At 29.4% G+C, this 14202-nt stretch carries 20 protein-coding genes and 2 tRNA genes; 6 read left to right on the forward strand and 16 right to left on the reverse strand.

Annotated elements, in window-relative coordinates:
• Positions 1 to 36 precede the first annotated feature (36 nt).
• The 11 genes from J7M77_RS14870 to J7M77_RS14920 all read right to left on the reverse strand — a co-directional run bounded on the left by J7M77_RS14870 (position 37) and on the right by J7M77_RS14920 (position 6714).
• Positions 37 to 174, reverse strand: a complete 138-nt coding sequence (locus J7M77_RS14870; RefSeq protein WP_296879983.1) for a hypothetical protein — start codon at positions 172 to 174, stop codon at positions 37 to 39.
• A 23-nt stretch (positions 175 to 197) separates the two neighbouring features.
• On the reverse strand, positions 198 to 602 hold the full coding sequence (locus J7M77_RS14875) for a hypothetical protein (protein ID WP_296879985.1): 405 nt from the start codon (positions 600 to 602) through the stop codon (positions 198 to 200).
• 17 nt (positions 603 to 619) lie between these two features.
• Complete coding sequence (locus J7M77_RS14880; protein WP_296879987.1) at positions 620 to 1426, reverse strand: histidinol-phosphatase HisJ family protein; 807 nt, start codon at positions 1424 to 1426, stop codon at positions 620 to 622.
• A gap of 129 nt (positions 1427 to 1555) precedes the next feature.
• Positions 1556 to 2059: a Gx transporter family protein gene (locus tag J7M77_RS14885; protein WP_296879990.1), complete on the reverse strand. Its 504-nt coding sequence runs from the start codon at positions 2057 to 2059 to the stop codon at positions 1556 to 1558.
• Positions 2060 to 2115: 56 nt separating this feature from the next.
• Positions 2116 to 2448: a NusG domain II-containing protein gene (locus J7M77_RS14890; RefSeq protein ID WP_296879991.1), complete on the reverse strand. Its 333-nt coding sequence runs from the start codon at positions 2446 to 2448 to the stop codon at positions 2116 to 2118.
• The gene (locus J7M77_RS14895; RefSeq protein ID WP_296879992.1) at positions 2445 to 3473 is read right to left on the reverse strand and encodes an FAD:protein FMN transferase; all 1029 of its coding nucleotides are present in this window, start codon (positions 3471 to 3473) and stop codon (positions 2445 to 2447) included. Before J7M77_RS14895 ends, J7M77_RS14890 begins: the two co-directional genes overlap by 4 nt.
• A 13-nt stretch (positions 3474 to 3486) precedes the next feature.
• Entirely contained in the window at positions 3487 to 4152 is a 666-nt protein-coding gene (locus J7M77_RS14900; protein ID WP_296879993.1) for a flavodoxin, read from the reverse strand.
• A gap of 91 nt (positions 4153 to 4243) precedes the next feature.
• Complete coding sequence (locus J7M77_RS14905) at positions 4244 to 4642, reverse strand: cupin domain-containing protein (protein ID WP_296879994.1); 399 nt, start codon at positions 4640 to 4642, stop codon at positions 4244 to 4246.
• A gap of 12 nt (positions 4643 to 4654) precedes the next feature.
• Entirely contained in the window at positions 4655 to 5392 is a 738-nt protein-coding gene (locus tag J7M77_RS14910; RefSeq protein WP_296879995.1) for a carboxymuconolactone decarboxylase family protein, read from the reverse strand.
• Positions 5379 to 5729 (reverse strand): MerR family transcriptional regulator, encoded by a 351-nt coding sequence (locus J7M77_RS14915; RefSeq protein WP_296879996.1) that lies wholly within the window; start codon positions 5727 to 5729, stop codon positions 5379 to 5381. The genes J7M77_RS14910 and J7M77_RS14915 overlap by 14 nt, the downstream gene beginning before the upstream one ends.
• Positions 5730 to 5832: 103 nt before the next feature.
• Positions 5833 to 6714, reverse strand: a complete 882-nt coding sequence (locus tag J7M77_RS14920; RefSeq protein WP_296879997.1) for a LysR family transcriptional regulator — start codon at positions 6712 to 6714, stop codon at positions 5833 to 5835.
• 195 nt (positions 6715 to 6909) lie between these two features.
• On the opposite strand from J7M77_RS14920, the gene J7M77_RS14925 reads away from it, so the two are divergent.
• A complete protein-coding gene (locus tag J7M77_RS14925; RefSeq protein ID WP_296879999.1) occupies positions 6910 to 7269 on the forward strand; it encodes a hypothetical protein in 360 nt (119 codons plus the stop codon).
• Positions 7270 to 7329: 60 nt separating this feature from the next.
• Positions 7330 to 7677: a hypothetical protein gene (locus J7M77_RS14930; protein WP_296880001.1), complete on the forward strand. Its 348-nt coding sequence runs from the start codon at positions 7330 to 7332 to the stop codon at positions 7675 to 7677.
• 20 nt (positions 7678 to 7697) lie between these two features.
• Here the strand turns inward: J7M77_RS14930 and J7M77_RS14935 are convergent, their stop codons facing one another.
• The gene (locus tag J7M77_RS14935) at positions 7698 to 8810 is read right to left on the reverse strand and encodes a metallophosphoesterase (RefSeq protein ID WP_296880002.1); all 1113 of its coding nucleotides are present in this window, start codon (positions 8808 to 8810) and stop codon (positions 7698 to 7700) included.
• 117 nt (positions 8811 to 8927) lie between these two features.
• Here J7M77_RS14935 and J7M77_RS14940 point away from each other — a divergent pair, with 117 nt between their 5' ends.
• The 3 genes from J7M77_RS14940 (at position 8928) to J7M77_RS14950 (ending at position 10480) form a co-directional block, all read left to right on the forward strand.
• Positions 8928 to 9428 (forward strand): nitroreductase family protein, encoded by a 501-nt coding sequence (locus J7M77_RS14940; protein WP_296880004.1) that lies wholly within the window; start codon positions 8928 to 8930, stop codon positions 9426 to 9428.
• Between the two features lie 38 nt (positions 9429 to 9466).
• Positions 9467 to 10348: a MurR/RpiR family transcriptional regulator gene (locus tag J7M77_RS14945; RefSeq protein WP_296880005.1), complete on the forward strand. Its 882-nt coding sequence runs from the start codon at positions 9467 to 9469 to the stop codon at positions 10346 to 10348.
• Positions 10349 to 10404: 56 nt separating this feature from the next.
• Positions 10405 to 10480: transfer RNA gene (locus J7M77_RS14950), tRNA-Glu, on the forward strand.
• 209 nt (positions 10481 to 10689) lie between these two features.
• Here J7M77_RS14950 and J7M77_RS14955 read toward each other — a convergent pair.
• Positions 10690 to 10765 (reverse strand) — tRNA-Gln (locus tag J7M77_RS14955).
• Positions 10766 to 10824: 59 nt separating this feature from the next.
• Here J7M77_RS14955 and gltX point away from each other — a divergent pair.
• The gene (gene gltX / locus J7M77_RS14960) at positions 10825 to 12237 is read left to right on the forward strand and encodes a glutamate--tRNA ligase (RefSeq protein ID WP_296880007.1); all 1413 of its coding nucleotides are present in this window, start codon (positions 10825 to 10827) and stop codon (positions 12235 to 12237) included.
• 188 nt (positions 12238 to 12425) lie between these two features.
• On the opposite strand, the gene J7M77_RS14965 is transcribed toward gltX, so the two are convergent.
• Genes J7M77_RS14965 through J7M77_RS14975 form a run of 3 tightly spaced genes read right to left on the reverse strand, consistent with a single transcriptional unit; the run spans position 12426 to position 14193 of the window.
• Positions 12426 to 13409: a D-isomer specific 2-hydroxyacid dehydrogenase family protein gene (locus J7M77_RS14965; RefSeq protein ID WP_296880009.1), complete on the reverse strand. Its 984-nt coding sequence runs from the start codon at positions 13407 to 13409 to the stop codon at positions 12426 to 12428.
• A 51-nt stretch (positions 13410 to 13460) separates the two neighbouring features.
• Positions 13461 to 14090: a GyrI-like domain-containing protein gene (locus J7M77_RS14970; protein WP_296880011.1), complete on the reverse strand. Its 630-nt coding sequence runs from the start codon at positions 14088 to 14090 to the stop codon at positions 13461 to 13463.
• A complete protein-coding gene (locus J7M77_RS14975) occupies positions 14071 to 14193 on the reverse strand; it encodes a YoaP domain-containing protein (RefSeq protein ID WP_296880013.1) in 123 nt (40 codons plus the stop codon). Before J7M77_RS14975 ends, J7M77_RS14970 begins: the two co-directional genes overlap by 20 nt.
• Positions 14194 to 14202 lie beyond the last annotated feature (9 nt).

Below are 14202 nucleotides of genomic sequence, written 5' to 3' on the forward strand. Positions count from 1 at the left end.
AACAAATTCACGTAAAAAGAAATTAAACTCCTAGAATTATAGAAAAATCTCCTGAATTAAAGCAATAATATTATTACAATTATACTGACCATAATCTTTAGCATCAATATCTAAAATACGCTGATTAAATTTATTTGCCAGCCCCTTTGAATAGTGCTGAACCTGAGGCGCCATTAAAACTAGATCGTATTCTTGATTTAATGCTTCTTGATCAAAAATACTTGTCGCATTGAAATGATATGACAATTTTTTTGAATACAAAAATCATTTAATTTTAATGCAAACATACTTGAAGTAAGACCGCTAGAACAACAAATCAAAATCTCTCTTGATGATAGGTCTGGTTTAATTTCATTATTTTGTTGATTAAAATTTACTAACAGTTGTTTAAAATTAGTCAATATTTGTTTTTGATCATCGTCTTTACCGATTGGATAATGTAAATAATAACACTGATTTTTACTAATTTGATCAATAATGTTTTCTTCAACAATCAAATTATTCCAAATAACTAATTCACCTAACAAATGTTCATAAACAATTTGATAAATAGTTTTATTATCTTCAATTGTTTTAGTAACTTGAACTACTTTATCACTCATCTTTTCACCTCATTAAATCATAACAAATGAAAAATTGGTCGCATTTGTTTAAAAGTACAAAAATGCTTAAAACCGATTTTCTTTAATTCCATTTTCATTTCCTCAATATACATACCTACTTGATTCATTTCATAACTATTGCTGCCAATTGAGATAATCTTACCCCCTAAATCATGATACATTTTTAAAATCTTGATAGACGGTACTAAATAAATACCATCTTGTTTTACCGATGACAAATTGACTTCTATTCCTTTATTATCTGCAATAATTTGTTTTAATATCTCAGTTATAATATCTTGATATTTAGAAATAGAATATTCATCCTGACAACACTTTTTGATTAAATCAAAATGACCAATAACATTATAATCATGATATTTTTTGATAACTTTAAGTAGTTCTTGATAATATTGTAAAGCACTATATTTTTTATCTGAATTATGTTTAAATAGCTCTTGATTTTCTAGTTGATTAATTGAAAGAATGATAAAATCTAAATCATAGCGATCATGAAGCTGTTTAAATTGATCAATAGTAGAAACTTGAACCCCAAATTCTAAACCTCTTTTTATCGTAATGTTTTGATAATATTTCTTTTTTAAATATTCGATTTTTTGAAAATACAACGGATAATTAACATTACTATCATCTTTACCTTCAATAAAATCAGGATCATCAACATCCTTTTTAATTCCATAATCAACGTGATCAGTAAAACAAATTTCTTCTAACCCTCTTTCAATTGCAATTTTAATAATATCCTCCATTAAACAATTGCAATCAAAACTGAATTCAGTGTGTACATGGTAATCGCAAAGCATTAATTTGCCCTCCTCTAATACTACTATTATAGCAGTTTTTATCAATATCTTTCCACCAATCAACAAAATTCTTCATCTTATAATTAAAATCAAAAAAAAGAAAGCTGTCAAAACAGCTTCCATAACCTATTAGTCATATAAAACTTTTCTATCTTTTAAATAATTTATAATCAATTGTGCACATATTCCTGTAATTACCCCAGCGATGCATCCTGAAACTAATAAAAAAGGCAAATATACAATCATTTTGTTTCCTAAAATTAAACATGCCATGACAATCTGACCAATATTATGGAAAAGAGCACCGAAAACACTGCTTAACCAAAGATATTTTGGTAAGATAAAGTGTTTAAAAAACAGCATTGCCAACAAACATAAAGTACCACCAGCTAAGCTATATAATAATGATATAATATTTCCACTAAAAATTGAGCCAAGTATAATGCGACTAATAACAATCATCATTACTTCTTTGCCTTTATAATTATAAACAGCATAAACGGTAATAATATTGGCAAGTCCAAGTTTAACACCGGGAATAGCAATAAAATTTGGTAATTGAAGTTCAATAACAAAAATTATTAAAGCTATTGTTGTAAGTAAAGAAAGTTCAGTAAGCTTTTTCACATTCATCATACCATCACCATTTTATTATTTATCATTAACCTAAAAAGACATTTAAAAATAATCTAATCATTTTTAAACTGAATTACTAGTCGATTTGGTAAACAGACTATAGGCGCTGATTCTAACCAGCTCATAGAAACACATGTATTGTCTGGGCATTGAGCTTTTAATACATGGATACGATGATCTTTAATTTCAATGATATTTACTCTTCCCTCATATTCAATTTCTAAGATTCGATCATCTTGTGATAGATCTAATTGATATAACACTTTTTCATTTTGAACTATTTCTACTATATTACTATTACTTTTTTGCCACAATATAATACTGCCAATGATTCCTATCACTAAAAAACATCCACATAAAATAAAGGGCCATTTATTCTGTTTCATTTTTTTATCACCTGTACTGATTTAATATTTTCATTTTTTAAAGTAAATTGATCAACAATGCCCTCTGTTAAAAAAATTTCATTTTGATCAGTAATTAAGATCATTTCAAATCCACCGAATTTACGCCAATAAGCCTCAGCTTTATCTTGCCCCATTACAAATAATGCAGTTGAAAGAGCATCACATAAACGTCCGGTTTGACCAATTATAGTAACTGTCTGCAACCCATTATTGACCGGATATCCACTTGTTGGATCAATAATATGGCAATAAATTCTATTATCTTGTTCAAAATAATTTTCATATCTTCCTGAGGTAACTACTGCCACATTACTAATTTCTAATATTCCTAAGTTTCCTTGACCTTGAGGATTGCGAATTCCAATTTGCCAATTACTTCCATCAGGACGTGAGCCAATCGCTTGAATATTACCACCCAGACTAAATAATGCTGAGTGAATTTCTTGTTCTTTCATCATTTCAACAATTAAATCAGCCGTATAGCCCTTACCAGTAGCCCCTAAATCAAGTTCAACACCATTAAAAACCGTAACGTGATTTTTATCTAATTTGATTTTTTTATAATCTACTAATTCAAGTAATTCCTCAATTCGTTGTTGATTAGGAACCTGTTTTTTATCAGTAGTAAAGCCCCAAGCACAAAGAATCGGATAAATAGTTGGATCTAATGCTCCATTAGTCTGATTAGCCATTTCTAGCGTAAAAGAAAGAATATCTTTAGTTTCCCGGCTAATTTTTGTTTTCTTACCATCACTATGATTAATTGCATAGATTTCACTTGTTGGATCTGTCGCTGACCAAAGACGCTCTAATTCCTGCACTTTCTTTTTGGCAGCTTTACAAACTGTTTCGCCATTATTTCCATAAACCGTAAATGTCATATATGTATTCATAGCAAAGAAAGAACTTTCAAATTTTGGTGATTCATCTTTGACAGTGCACCCGCTAATTAAACAGCATATTACCACTAATACAGCAATTATTTGCTTTAATCGTTGTAACATTTAAATTTCCTGCTTAATAACCTAATTCAGCTAACCAGTTATCAATTTCTGTTTGAGAATTTGGGGCATCTTCTTCATAACAATCAAAAATATTATCCGAAATATTTCCTTCAGGAACAGCTTCTTCAATTATATCAACGCTATTAGCAAGTCCACCCGTTCCATGGGAACAAAATAGATAAATTGTTTTATTTGATAAATCATTATTTTCCAAAAATGTCAACAATGCCATTGGTACCCCATACCACCAGTTAGGATAACCCAAAAAAATTACATCGTAAGTTTCTAAATTTGTAGCATTAGCTACTAATTCAGGGCGTAAGTCATCACCCCGTTCTTGATTGGCACGAGCCAAACAATCATCCCAATCACTAGGATAAGGGTCAGTTACTTGAATTGAAAATAAATCACCATTAGTTTTTTCCTGAATCCATCCAGCTAACTGCTGTACATTTCCTGGTGAAATAACACTAGGCGAAGCTATTGCATCAACATCATCAGCTAAAATTGCATTTTCTGCCCAAGAAAAATAAGCAATTAATACTCTACTGTCGGCTGAAATTGTATTTTCTGTGTTTTGTGTAGATTTATCTGTGTTTTGATCATCACTTAAAAAACTACATCCTGCTAAAGAAAATATTAATGTTATAATTAAAAATAATTTAATCGTATTCTTCATCTTTACCACCTCAATAAACTAATTTCGATAACAAAAAGGCAGTACTAATTAAATTAGATACTGTCTTTTATCCATCAATTTATAATCACTGCTATAAAGCTAAATAATCTTTATCTTCTACTGGTTCTAACCATTCATTTGAAGCATCTTTTGCTGGTACTTCAATTGCAATATGAGCAAACCAAGAATCTTTAGCAGCACCATGCCAGTGTTTAACTTCTGGAGCAATGTTGACAACATCACCAGGTTTTAACTCTTGAGCAGGTTTACCCCATTCTTGATACCATCCTTTACCATCAGTAACTAATAAGATTTGTCCACCTTTATGATGAATATGCCAGTTATTACGACATCCTGGTTCAAAAGTTACATTAGCAACGCCTACCCCATTACTTCTAGCTAATGGATTTAAAAAACTAGTTCCAATAAAATATTTTGCAAATCCAGTATTTTCTTCACCATTTTTAAATAAACTATTAAAATCACTCATCTTTATTTCCTCCTATTTATTTGTAACTTCGTTAATAATTGCAATTGCATTTAATGTTCTTGGAAAACCAATATATGGCTGACATTGAGTAATTGCTTCAAGTAATTGATCGCGAGTATTTCCAACTGTAAGATTAGCTTGAACATGTCCACGTAATTGATTTTCACAACCGCCAAGACTTGCCAGCATGACCATGGTAATCATTTCCCTAGTTTGTAAATTCAAACCTTTACGAGTATAGAAATCACCAAAACAATATTCTGATAAATAGTTTTGAATATGTTTTAATTCAGCAGGCGCATTGTCATGATTAGCCTGGATATGATCACGGCCAAAAGCTTCACTTTGAACATCAAATCCTTTTTCAAATCTTGTTTCTAAATTAACAGTACCTTGTTTTTCTAACGGCAAGGCTATGTTTTTAGCTTTAAAAACTTCATTGACAACATTTAAAGCATCTTCTACTCTTCCTAAACCAACATACGGTGTACATTGATAAATCGCTTCTTTGATTGCCACTGGATCAACAGCTGCATTCAATGCTCCTACTACTAATTGTTTTAAAGTCGTCATTGTATGGGTTGTCGTATTAGCCACGATAGCAACTAATAGTTTTAATTTTAAATCTAGACTGCCATGACGGTATACATCATGATATAAATAATGATTCATGATTTCTTTTAATTCAGGATCATCATTTAGTTGATCATCATCATTGTTTAATAATTCATAGATTTCATTTGCTTCCATATAAATCTCCTTCATTTTTTAAGCGATAGATAAAATAATCGATCGTATCTAAATTTTTTTGTTGTAAATGGATATCATCCAGGATTTTTTGACGTTGCTGTTTTAAAACTAGTAACTGTTCATTTTGATTCTTCTTTTCTAAAAGCTTGCTGATCATTCTGGGTGATAACCCTAATTTTTTTAGTGCCAATATCAAACCTAACTTTTCAATATCGTGGTCTTGATAGTCAATACTGCCATTAATTTTTCTAACTTCATCAAAATAACCAGCCTGTTCAATCTTTAATAAAACTGATTTAGAAATCTCAAATTTCTTACATACTTCGTCTATTTTCACTGGGTCACCTCCATCTATCACTTTTGAATACACCTATATTGTAATCTTCAAATACAAATATGTCTAATACCAATTTTGTATAAAAAATAATGCTTTGAAAGCATTATTTTTTTAACGTGTTTTTCAATTTTTCAATAAATCTTGTTGTTGCGGGTGAAAACACCTGGTGCTTTTTCCAAACCAAAACAATTCCTGTTTTCAAAGTTGGTGCAAAAGGAATAAAAACTGTATTTGTATCATCTAAATTATTAACAACTTTTTGACATGTAATGGCATAACCAATTCCTTCAGCAACCATAATTGCAGCGTTATAAATCAAATTATAAGTTGCGATAATATTTAGATTTTCGTAATCATCACCAAACCAGTTAGACAGTTCATTTTGAAGTATTAAACGCCGACTGCCAAGCAATGGCAAATCTATTAAATCTTCTGGACTAACAGTTTGTTGATTTGCAATCGGACTATCTTTAGGGGCTAAAATCCCCCAAACTTCTTGATAATCTAAACGAATAAATTCATGTTTTTCAATATCTACTGGTTCTACTAATAATCCAATATCTAATAATCCCCTATCGATCTTTTCTTTAATATCATCAGCATTACCACTATATAAATGATACTTTATTTGGGGATATTCTTCTTTAAACTCTTTAATTACCTTAGCTAAAATATGCATTGCATAAGTTTCTGCTCCACCAATAAAAATTTCACCAGTAATCAAATTATCATATTCTAAAAACTCTTTTTCCGTTTTTTCTGCCAAATCAACAATTTCTTCAGCTCTTCTTCTAAGTAACATTCCCTCATCTGTCAACGTAATCCGACTTTTGCCACGAATAAACAACTGCGCATTTAATTCTTCTTCTAATTGCATTAACTGTCTTGATAGAGTTGGTTGGGTTATATGTAAAAATTTAGCCGCTCTAGTTATATTTTCCTCACGAGCAACAGCTAAAAAGTATTTTAATGTTCTAATTTCCATAATCTTACCTGCCTTTGTTTTATTATAATACATTTTTTTAATAATTTAGTTATTTTTTGTTAATAATATTTACAAAAAAATTATTAACCAGTCAAAAAAAGTGTTAATACTATTAAAAACTAACATTTATCTCTAGCTTATTTGATTATTTGTGATTATGATATGCCCGTAAACAAAGAAAGAAGGTAAGTTAAGATGAATTTAGATCAAATTAATCAACAAGCTGTTAATTCGTTACATCAATATTTTAATGATGATCATTCAAGTAATATTGTTAAATCATCAAAAAAACAATTGAGTCAGGACGAAATTACTAATTTAGTAAAGCAGCAAGTTCAAAAGCGTCAAAGTAAAATTGCAACATTGCAGGTTTTACGAAAAAACATTAATATTGAAGCTAAAAATTCTTGGCGTAATTTGGATAAAGAAATTTTAGCTCCATCAAATTCACAAAAAACACTTTCATTTAACCAATATAAAGAAATGCTGCAAGCTGAAAAACAACATCAAATTAATTTTGTCAATCAATTAAAAGCAGCTAAATTAAGTCAATAATCTTGTTTAAAAACAGGTTATTTATAGATAGATTAAAAAATATAGAAAGAGGTATATATTATGGACACTAAAAAAATTAATCAAAAAGCAATTGAATCATTGAAGAAATATTTTATTGATCGTAAAGAAATTGCTCATGAAGATTTACAACCATTATCAAAAGAAGAAGTTACATCACTTGTTGATGCTGAAATTTCTCGTTATAAAGCTAAAATTGATGAATTAAATGAATTAAAACGTAAAATTGAAATAGAAGCTGAAGAATCTTTTACTAAAATCTTTGGAACTCCAAAAGAAGAAGTAAAAAAACATCGTTTAAATACTGATGAAATGGAAGAACAGTTAGCTAAAGAAACTCAACATCAATTAGATGAAATGAATAAAATTAAAGAAGCAAACAAAAAATAGTCAATTTGACTATTTTTTGCTTATTCCACTTTTTTTAAATATCGATATTTGACCCAGCCAATTTCTTGATCACTGATTACATAAGCATACGGATCAAAAATACCAATCAATTTAACTACTTGCCCCTTATTTAAAGAAACCATACAATCAACATAATCATCTAAGCAAAATATTTTATTATCTTTGGTATACAAAAACTCATTTTTGATTTTAAAAATCTGATTTGTTTCTAATTGGCGACAAACGGTAAAGTTTTTTCCTTTTTTAATAATTTTAACTTCAAAACTGGGCCAAGCCACTTTATGAACCGGCTGATCTTCAACCTTTATATCAACAATTGCCTGATATAAAGGCAGTGGCTGGACATAGGCAGTAGATAAACTAAATTCATCACCATTACCATCAATGATCAAAGCATTTAACTGACTAATTGATTTAACTCCTGTCCCGCCATCAATACAAATGATCCTTTTTTCGTGATCAATAATAATATCATTATTAATTTTATTTTCATGTTGATTTGAAGTTGGTAAATGACCAACGACAACATATTCATCTAAACAGTGTCCATCTTGTAAAAAAGTGCGTATTTCAATTAATGAACTTAAACTTGAATTATGCCAATCCTGACGTTTTTCAATCCCGGCATGAACAAAAATAAAATTATTAAGTTTTAAGCTAGTTGGCAAAGTCTTAAAATATTTAAAACATGGTTTAAGATATTCTTTTAAGATATTTTGTAGATAAGTTGGTGAAAATTGATGAAAATCAATTTGTAATGCTGATAAAGATTGACGAATTAAACCACCTTTGCCAACATGATTTAAATAATGAACAATATGACTAGCGTAACTTTCATTAGTAACAATTTTTTCAATTGCATATTCGCAGTTTCCAAGCAATACATAGACACGATTACTTTTAGCCTGCAATTTCATTAAATAATCAATCATTTCTAAAGCCTGATTTCCTTTTTCAATAAAATCACCAAGAATAATTAAATAATCATCTAAACAATAATTAACTTCTTTTAATAACTGGATAAAGCGATCTAAATGACTATGAATATCACTGATTACAATACAGCGATATTGATCGGGTATTTTAATTTCACTATGTTTAACTTCAATCATGATGCTCACCTCTAAAATAAATATATCATAAATTAACTAATTATAAAAAAATATCATCACAAAATTGTAATTTTTAAAGATAAACAGTATAATAAATACAAAAGTGAGGTAGAAAATATGTTAGAAGCAATAAAAACACGTCAAAGTATTCGTAAATATCAAGACAAAGCAGTAGAAATGGAAAAAATAGATATTATCTTAGAAGCTGCTATGAATGCTCCTACGGCAAGAAACACTCAAGAATGGGAGTTTATGGTCATTACCAACCGTGATGCATTAGATAAAATGACTGAACTTTCACCATATACAACGATGATGAAAGAAGCTCCAGTAGCTATTTTAGTTTATGCCAATATGCAAAAAGCGATTAATCATGAATATGCTTTGATCAACTGTGCTGCTGCAATTGAAAATTTGATCATTGAAGCAACTCACCTAGAATTAGGTACTTGCTGGTGCGGCATTGCTCCAGTAGATGAGCGAATTGAAAAATTTAAACAATATTTCAATTTAACTGATGACCAATATCCTGTTGGTGTTGTAGCTATTGGTTACAGTAATGAAAAGAAACCATTGATCAATACCTATGATGCTACAAAAGTTAAATATTTTAGATAAAGCAGCTTAGCCTGCTTTTTTAAACAAAAGAGGTCAAAATGTTATTAATCCATAAAATTGAACAAACCCATTTTTCTGCCAGTGAAGCTATTATCATTGATTATATTTTAGATCAAGGTCTAAAAATCAAAAATATGTCAGCCAACAGTATCGCCAAAACAACTTTTACATCCCCGCCCTTATTAGTGCGGATTGCAAAAAAATTAGGTTATCATGGCTGGAATGATTTTAAAGAAGCTTATATTAATGAATTAGAATATTTATTTAAAGAACAAAACATTGATGCCAGTATTCCTTTTGTAGTTAGCGATGATATTATGACAATTGCTCATAATATTGGTCAATTAGAAATCGAAACGCTTCAAGATACGATGTCTTTAATTAAACATGATGATTTACAACAAGCTTTACGATATTTACGTGATTGTAAAGAATTAGATATTTATGGTGTTTCTAATAATTTGCTATTGGCTGAAGAATTTAAAGCTAAATTATTCTATTTGCATAAAAATGTAAATATATGTCATTTACCTGGTAATGCTAATGTTCAAGCAGCCATGAGCAATGAAAATCACTGTGCTATTTTAATTTCTTATTCTGGAGAAACTAATTATATTATTAAAGTTGCAAATATTTTAAAACATAAAAAAACACCAATGATCGCGATTACTAGTATTGCCGATAATAACTTATCGAAGCTTGCCGATGTTACTCTTAGAATGTCATCACGCGAAATGATCTTAACTAAAATTGGTGATTTTGCCACTACAACATCAATTAAATATATCTTAGATACTTTATATGCTGGTATCTTTGCCTTTAATTATCAAAAAAATCTTGATTATAAAATTCAAATTGCAAAAATGGTGGACGATCGTCATTCTGGATATGAGTTTATTGATGAAGATGAAAAAATATGATGGAAAATCATATTTTTTTCTTTAATAAATAAAAAAAAGTGCTATGATATATACATGGTCCGTTGGTGAAGTGGTCAACACACTAGGTTCTCATCCTAGCATTCAGGGGTTCGAACCCCCTACGGACTACCAAAAGATCAATAAATTGTGGAATTTATGTAAAATGTGTAGAAAAATCTAAATTCAATCAACAATAAGTGTATTTGGTATTTTACATTTTCCACAATTTTTATGTCATCTTTAAATTTGAAAGTAAAATGAGAGTAAAATTTGCTTCTTTTAATTATCCAAAAAAAAGTGAGTCGTTTAACTCACTTTTAAATATTTTACTCAATAAAAAATGGCTGGGGTACCTGGATTCGAACCAGGGAAATGTCAGATTCAGAGTCTGATGCCTTACCGCTTGGCTACACCCCAACAACAAATACTATTCTATAACTTTTTTTATTAAATTACAAGAGATAAGAGGGATTTTTATGAAAATTAGAACAAGATTTGCACCAAGTCCAACCGGATTTATGCATATTGGAAATTTAAGAACTGCATTATATGAATATTTAATTGCTAAAAAAGAAAATGGACAATTTATTTTACGAATCGAAGATACCGATCAATCAAGACAAGTCGATGGTGCGATTGATGTTATTTATCAGACTTTAAAAGATACGGGGTTAAATTATGATGAAGGACCTGATAAAATGGGAACATGTGGTCCTTATATACAATCGCAGCGTTTAGAAATTTATCAAAAATATGCTCATCGTTTAGTCGAATTAAACGGTGCTCATTATTGTTTTTGTGATCATTTAGGGGATAATCAAAAAGATCCTTGTCATGATCTTTCCATTGAAGATGCTCGTAAAATGATTGAAGAAGGAAAACCTTATGTAATTAGACAAACAATCAATCCTGGAACTACAACTTTTGAAGATGAAGTATATGGATCAATTACTGTTGATAACGATACCTTAGATGAAGGAGTATTATTAAAAAGTGATGGTTATCCAACTTATAATTTTGCCAACATTGTTGATGATCATTTAATGAATATAACTCATGTTGTTCGTGGTAATGAATATTTAGCGAGCACGCCTAAATATAATTTAATCTATCAAGCTTTTTCTTGGCAAATTCCAACCTATATTCATGTACCTCCGGTAATGAAAGATGAAACTCATAAATTATCAAAACGTAATGGTGATGCTTCATATCAAGATTTAGTTAAACAAGGTTATTTAAATGAAGCAATCATTAATTATTTAGCTTTGTTAGGATGGGCTCCTGAGGGTGAAGATGAAATTTTTACTTTAGATGAATTAATTGAAAAATTTGATGTTAAAAGAATTTCTAAAGCTCCAGCAATTTTTGATATTGAAAAACTTAGATGGCTAAATGGTGTTTATTTGCGAAAGATGCCATTAGAAAATTTTCATTCATTAGTAATGCCTTATTATCAAAAATTAATTAACCGTGATGTTGATTTATTAGAATTAAGCAAAGTATTACAATTAAGAATTTCCTATTTGGCTGAAATTGAAGAAATGATTGATTTTATTAACGAACCATGTCCATTTGATCTTGAATTATTTAGAAATAAAAAGATGAAAACTACACCTGAAAACTCATTAGAAGCCTTGTTATGGATCAAAGATGTTTTAATTGATTTTAATGATTTTGATGATGATGAAAAATTACATCAATTATTTGTTGATCTGGCTAAAGAAAAAGAAGTAAAAAATGGACGAATCATGTTCCCACTTCGCGTTGCTTTAACTTTTAAAAGCTTTACACCAGGAGGCGCAATTGAAATCGCTCATATTTTAGGGAAAGAAGAAACATTAAGACGAATCGATCTAGCATTAACAAAGATGCAAGAGCAAATGAACTAATTCAAAAAAGAAACTGAAAAATCAGTTTCTTTTTACTTTGATTAATTTTGTTGGTCATTACTATTTGCATAATGTTTAGGATTACTTACCCACTCATTATTACCAGCAGATTTTTTAGATTGCTTATTTTGTTGTTTCATTATATCACCCAATCTAGTTTAACCATAATTTAAACAACAATACCTAAATTAAATAATTTTAAACTTATTTTCTTTTTTCAATTTAGTATTAATGATACTTAACAATGAATGTTCGACCATATCACTAACTGCCTGATTGGTATAAAAGGCTAAATGTGGTGTTAATAAAACATTTGGCATATCCCGAAGAATTGATAACTCATGATTTCCAATAACTTTATATTTATAATCATTATAATATAAACCCAACTCATTTTCGATGACATCTAAAGCACAGGCACCAATTTTACCATTTTCTAAATTATTAATTAAATCATTAGTATCAATAACACTGCCTCTAGCTGTATTAACAATAATTACGCCATCTTTCATTTGTTCAATTGTTTTTTGACAAACTAAATGATAAGTATCTTTTAAAGATGGGACATGAAAAGTAATGATATCACTTTGTTTAAACAATTCTTCTAAACTCACATAATTGGCATATTGCTTTACGGCTTCTTTTTCAAAGGGATCATGAGCTAAGATCGAACAGCCAAAACCACTTAAATTTTGAATTACTTTTTGACCGATGGCACCAGTTCCAACGACACCAACTGTCTTATTTTCAAGTTCCATCCCAATACTATTTTCTAAAGAATAGTCAAATCCTAAAGAGCGTAACATGACCATTTTCATTTTGCGAAGCGCCATTAAAATCATCATTACTGTATAATTAGCTACACTAGCAGTTGAATAAGTAACATTGCTGACAGTCATTTGATACTCTTTAGCTGCCGATAAATCAATATGATCATACCCAATTGTTCTAGTTGAAATATGTTCGACACCAACTTCATGCCAGATAGCAATAATTTCTCTAGTAATCGCCGTAGTAATGACACTAACACCAACACACCCTTTAGCTAAATGAGCGTTATGTATATCTGGTGTTTCATCAATTCTGACAATTTCAACATTATAAGCTTTCGCAAATTTTTTAAAATATTTTCCTTCATCAAATTCTCGATAATTATAAACTGCAATTTTCATCTTGTTCCTCCAAATAAGTAATAGTTTATCACCAGTTTAGAGAATTGTAAATTATTTTACCGGAATCCGAATAACTGTTTTTAAATTTTCTACTTTACAACGACGCGGATCACTTAAATAAATTTCATGATGTTTTCTCGTTTCAGAAAAATCTTTTTCTAAATGATTTTTCTGGATAAACTGATCAATTTTTAAAATTGATTCATTTTCCTGATCATAACTGCCGACATGCATAATTTGCACACATTTTCCTTCTTCGATTACTTCAAATTTAGCTTTTTCAATCTTTAAATATGGTTTTTTAATTTTTAATTGCTTTTTTGCTTCTGCAAATATTGTTTCATCAACAAATTCTGGTAACCGAATCATTGATTTCCATAAAAAATTATCTTTATTGCCCATTAAATTTTCATTATTATCTTTGGTCCACCATAAACCTTCTAACGGTGGAACAACATATTCAAAATAACCTGGGATCGGTTTATTAGTCATTTTTGACATCTTAATCGTAAATGAGATGCCATATAATAATTCCATTGCTTCTTGATATTCCTTACTAGTATTAGGATTGCCTTTACCTAAAACCGTTACATAAGTAATTGGCGGTACATCAATTACCATTGGTTTTCTTTTTGGTAAATATAAATCACGATATTCTTTTTTATAATCTATCTTTTGCATTTAGTTTCTCCATTATCTTAATAAATTTTTTTACTGTTAATATTTCTCTAGTAATAAAATGATGATTATAAAATAAACTGTAAGTTGAAAATAATGTATTCACTTTTTTAGC

Origin of the sequence: Thomasclavelia sp., from assembly GCF_017889095.1 — a bacterium.
GTDB lineage: Bacteria > Bacillota_I > Bacilli_A > Erysipelotrichales > Coprobacillaceae > Thomasclavelia.